Origin of the sequence: Streptomyces milbemycinicus, assembly GCF_002154605.1 — a bacterium.
GTDB classification, from domain to species: domain Bacteria; phylum Actinomycetota; class Actinomycetes; order Streptomycetales; family Streptomycetaceae; genus Streptomyces; species Streptomyces milbemycinicus.
Window position 1 is genome coordinate 269 of record NZ_MUNE01000968.1, and the last position, 4,354, is coordinate 4,622.

General features: G+C 72.2%; 4 protein-coding genes. 1 reads left to right on the plus strand and 3 read right to left on the minus strand.

Annotated features, from left to right (window positions below; all coding sequences use genetic code 11):
• Positions 1 to 343: 343 nt before the first annotated feature.
• Positions 344 to 1,018, plus strand: a complete 675-nt coding sequence (locus CCN51_RS49715) for a bifunctional DNA primase/polymerase (protein WP_014177863.1) — start codon at positions 344 to 346, stop codon at positions 1,016 to 1,018.
• 639 nt (positions 1,019 to 1,657) lie between these two features.
• Here the strand turns inward: CCN51_RS49715 and CCN51_RS49720 are convergent.
• From CCN51_RS49720 to CCN51_RS49730, 3 genes are all read right to left on the minus strand, one after another.
• The gene (locus CCN51_RS49720) at positions 1,658 to 2,626 is read right to left on the minus strand and encodes a DUF5926 family protein (RefSeq protein WP_014177862.1); all 969 of its coding nucleotides are present in this window, start codon (positions 2,624 to 2,626) and stop codon (positions 1,658 to 1,660) included.
• A gap of 193 nt (positions 2,627 to 2,819) precedes the next feature.
• Positions 2,820 to 3,488 (minus strand): ATP-binding protein, encoded by a 669-nt coding sequence (locus CCN51_RS49725; RefSeq protein WP_063647554.1) that lies wholly within the window; start codon positions 3,486 to 3,488, stop codon positions 2,820 to 2,822.
• 68 nt (positions 3,489 to 3,556) lie between these two features.
• Positions 3,557 to 4,354: glycerophosphodiester phosphodiesterase (locus tag CCN51_RS49730; protein ID WP_425444809.1), on the minus strand; the 798-nt coding region annotated here is incomplete at its 5' end.

Below are 4,354 nucleotides of genomic sequence, written 5' to 3' on the forward strand. Positions count from 1 at the left end.
GTACCCGCCGCGGCGGGTACACATTCGGAGAAGGGCAGGGGCAGTTAGGACCGCCCCGGAACCCCGTGGCCGGTCCAGGCGTCATAGACGGCAACGGCCGGCGCCCATCCCCGAGTGGCGAGGGAACGCACCACCGAAGACGGCAAGCGCCATGCGCGCGCCACCCTTCGCCACGTTCCACGCTCGGCCTGAGGCGTGATGCGCTGCCTTGTACGCGCAGTGACTTGTGATCCACGTGGTGTGACGGGCCGAACATCTCCGGACAGCGCCACGTAGTGCCATGTGAAGTGCCATGTAGTGCGACGGAACAGCCCTCGGCGTTAACGGAAAGGAACGAGCGCTCATGCGCGAGATCCTCGGAAGGCGACGCAAGTTCTCGCTGCGGCGCGGTGCGCGATCGCCGCTGCTCCGTGCGGCGCTCACCTGCGCCACCGAGTGGCAGTGGCCCGTACTCCCCGGCGTGGGCCTGGCGCCCGGCAGCGGCCGGCCGCGCGAGTGCGGATGCCCTCAGCCGGACTGCGCGGTGCCCGGCGGCCACCCCTTCGACCCCGTCCTCCTCGCGGCGACCACCGACCCGCGCATGGTGCGCTGGTGGTGGACGAACCGCCCGACCGCGCCCGTGCTTCTGGCCACCGGAGGGCGCGGCCCGTGCGCGGTGAGCCTGCCGGCGGTCGCCGGGATGCGGGCCCTGGGCGCCATCGAGCGGTCCGGCGTACGGCTCGGCCCCGTGATCGCCACGCCCACCCGCTGGGCGATTCTGGTGGCCCCGTACTCCCTCGAAGAGCTCGGCGATCTGCTGTACCGCCAGGACTGGGTGCCCAGCTCGCTGCGGTTCCACGGTGAGGGCGGCTATCTGGTGCTGCCCCCGTCGCAGATCGGCGCGGGCGGGGTGCGCTGGGAGCGGGCCCCGCTGCGCCGTGGGGGGCGGCCGTGGCTGCCTGAGGTCGCCACGGTGGTGGACGCGCTGGTCGAGGCGAGCAGCAGCGCACCCGACGGCGGCAGCCGACTCGCCTACTGACGCCTGCCGCGCCCCCTGAGGCCTCCTGGCACCGCCTGTACTCACGCCTCTGACGCCTCCCGGCGCGCCTGTTGACCCCGCCCCGCCGTACGTGCGTGCGCGGGGTCTCGGCGCGGCCCGGGGACGGGGCCCGGGGACGAGGCCTGGTGACGTGGCCCGGGGGCGCGGCGCGGGGATGGCCCGCAGAACGCCGGAGAGGCGGCGAGCGGCGCCGCGGGCGCCGTCCCCGGGGCCCGGGGGCCGCGAGGCCGCCCACGGCGCGGAGACGGCCGTGTGGGCCCTCGCGGCTGTGGTTGCGGTTGCGACGGGAGCGGTCCGTGGTCGCGAGGAGAACGGTCCGAGGTCACGGCGGGAGCGATTCGCCGAGGCCGCGCGGTACGGGAGTCAACTCACGGCACCGCGGGGGGCGTTGGCCGCCCCGTGCGCCTGCGCGGGGCGCGGGACGCGGAGCGGACATGGAAGCGCCCGGTCGCTGGCGACGGGGGATGCACCAGCGACCGGGCTTTTAAAACCGTAACAAGAGATCGGCGGTTCGCAAATTCGATCGCGGATTTCCGGACGCGTAATTGCAGGGTGTAGCGGAGAGTTGTGAGCAGTGTCACGCGTATGGCTTCCCCGCGCCCGAGCCCGGTACGACCGTCAGCTGAGCGTCACCTGACGGTTGGTGAGACCGCCGCGCGCCCGCCGCTGTTCGGCGGTCAGCGGGGCGTCGGAGGCCAGCGCCTCGGCGAGCCGCTCCGCGAACGCCTCGGCGGGCTTCTCCGTCTCCTCCGCGCCCATCGTGCCGGGCAGGTCCCACACCGGCACGGTGAGGCCGTGCGCCCGGAAGGAGCCGACCAGCCGGGTGCCTTCGCCGAGCGAGGAGGCGCCCGCGGCGTGCAGCCGCGCGAGGGCGTCGAGCAGCTGCTCCTCCGGGTGGGACATCACCCAGCGCAGGTGGTTCTTCTCCGGCGTACGGCACCAGTACGCGGCCTCGACGCTGGTGAGCCGGGCGGTCGGGATGGCTGCTGCGTTCGCCCGTTCGAGGGATGCGGCGACCTCACCGGTGGCGCTCGCGGCGTCCTCGAGCCAGAACTCGAACCCGTCGTGCAGGGTCGGCGAAAAACCGCCCTTCGGATCGAGCAGATCCTGCAGCCGCGGGCCCTCTCCTGCGACCCGTTCGGCGGCGACCGGCGTCCCCGGCTCGGCGGTCAGGGCGCGCTGCAGGGTGTCGGCCAGATCGCGGCTGATGTCGCCGGAGGCGGTGTCGTTCTGCAGGCCGAGCAGCACGGCGCCGTTGTCGCGGCGCAGCGCCGGCCAGGCCATGGGCAGCACGGTGGCGAGGGTCACGGACGGGATGTCCTCGGGCAGGCCCTCGACGAGGTTCAGCTCGACGGTCGCGGCGGGTACGAGCTCGCGCAGCGCGACCCAGTCGCATTCGCCGGGCAGCCCTTCGAAGGGGCGCTGCACCAGCTCGGTGACGGCGTGCGCGGCCTCCCGGCCGTGGCAGGCCTTGTAGCGGCGGCCCGAGCCGCACGGGCAGGGTTCGCGCGCTCCCACCACGGGGATCTCCGCACTCGTGACCCGCGGTCCGGCCTTCGTCGTCTGGGGGCGGCGCTTCTTGCCCATGGTGTGGCTGTCTCCCGATCGTGCGGCTCGTGGCGTTCTCGTACGGCCGCGTGCGTCTCGTACGGCCACGGTCGCTCCGTACGGCCCGTACGACTGGTACGGGCGGGAGCCTAGCCCTTTGGCCGAACCCAGTCGGCGAACCCCGTCGGCGAGGCCGACCGTATGTCCTGGGCGAGTGCTCTGGGTGAGTGCCCTAGGCGAGCTCGTCCAGATCGGCGAAGTCGAGATCAGGGTCGAGATCCGGGCCGAGGCCGGGATCAAGATCGGGATCAAGATCGGGATCGAGGCCGGGATCGAGATCGGGGTCGAGCCTCGGGAGGAGGGTGACGGGCCTGTTGAATCCGTCACGGAAGCCGTCATGGGCGGGAAGCGACGCCCATACGGTCACTTCCCCGGTGCCGTCGCGCACCCCCCAGTCCTCGGCGAGCGACGTGATGATGTTGAGCCCGCGACCGCCACGCGCAGTAATGGAGGGATTGGCCGGAACCGGCCTTGTCGGTCCGCCGCCGTCGGTCACTTCGACGGTCAGCCGGCCGTACTCATCGACGTGCCAGGCCGCCCGGACGGTCCCGTCGCCAGCGTCGGAGCCCAATGGGCGACCATGTCGCCATGCGTTGCTGAGTAGTTCCGAAAGGATCAGTACCGCATCGTCTATGACCGAATCCGATACCCCAGTCCTGCTCAAATCGTCACGCATCCGGTGCCGTGCCGCACCTACGCCCGCAGGACCATGGGGTACGGCCATGGTCGAAGACGTCGGCACCTGCCGTGCCACCACCAACGCCACCCCCGAGACCTCCTTAGCCCCACGCCACGGGATGGATGCCCCGCAGGGCTGGAGCAGAAACAGGCCATGTGGCATCTGGTGACGCACTCGTCACGATCAAATACGTACCGAACGCGCCGGTGCACGCCTTGTAATGCCCATTATCAGCGTCCGAGTTGCGACAGTACCTGTTTGGGGCGGTTCGTAATCACCGCGTCGACGCCCAGATGAGCGCACAGTTCGACATCGGCGGGATCGTCGACGGTCCATACGTGCACTCGGTGCCCCGCGCGGTGCAGGCGCGCCACATAGTCGGGGTGATTGCGTACGATCCGGATGCTCGGCCCCGCGATGCGCACCCCGCGCGGCAGCGCGCCGTCCCGGTGGCGCGGCAGCAGGAACTGCATCAGATAGACCGTGGGGACCGCGGGTGCCGCCGCGTGCACCCGGTGCAGCGAGCGCGCCGAGAAGCTCATGACGCGCACGCGCGAGGGCTCGTCGGGCGGCGGGGAGTCGAGCCCGTAGCGGCGGAGCAGGTCGAGCAGCCGCTGCTCGACCTGGCCGGCCCAGCGGGTCGGGTGCTTGGTCTCGATGGCCAGCTCGATGCGGCGTCCCGCGTCGGCGACGAGCTCCAGGAGCCGTTCGAGCGTGAGGACCGCGGTGTTGTCGCGGCTGTCGCGGTCCGGCTCCTCCTTGTCGCCCGCCTGCCCCTTCCAGGAGCCGAAGTCGAGGGCGGCGAGATCGGCCAGCTCGAGCGCGGAGACGGCGCCCCGGCCGTTGGAGGTGCGGTCGACGCGGCGGTCGTGGACGCAGACCAGGTGCCCGTCCGCGGTCATCCGGATGTCGCATTCGAGCGCGTCGGCGCCGTCCTCGATGGCCCGGCGGTACGCGGCCAGGGTGTGCTCGGGGGCGTCCTCGGAGGCGCCGCGGTGGGCCACGACGGAGGGGGTGTGCGGACCGGG

Coding starts and splice junctions, on each gene's coding strand:
- CCN51_RS49725 (WP_063647554.1), bottom strand. CDS start 3,488: ATGCCACATGGCCTGTTTCTGCTCCAGCCCTGCGGGGCATCCATCCCG.
- CCN51_RS49720 (WP_014177862.1), bottom strand. CDS start 2,626: ATGGGCAAGAAGCGCCGCCCCCAGACGACGAAGGCCGGACCGCGGGTC.
- CCN51_RS49715 (WP_014177863.1), top strand. CDS start 344: ATGCGCGAGATCCTCGGAAGGCGACGCAAGTTCTCGCTGCGGCGCGGT.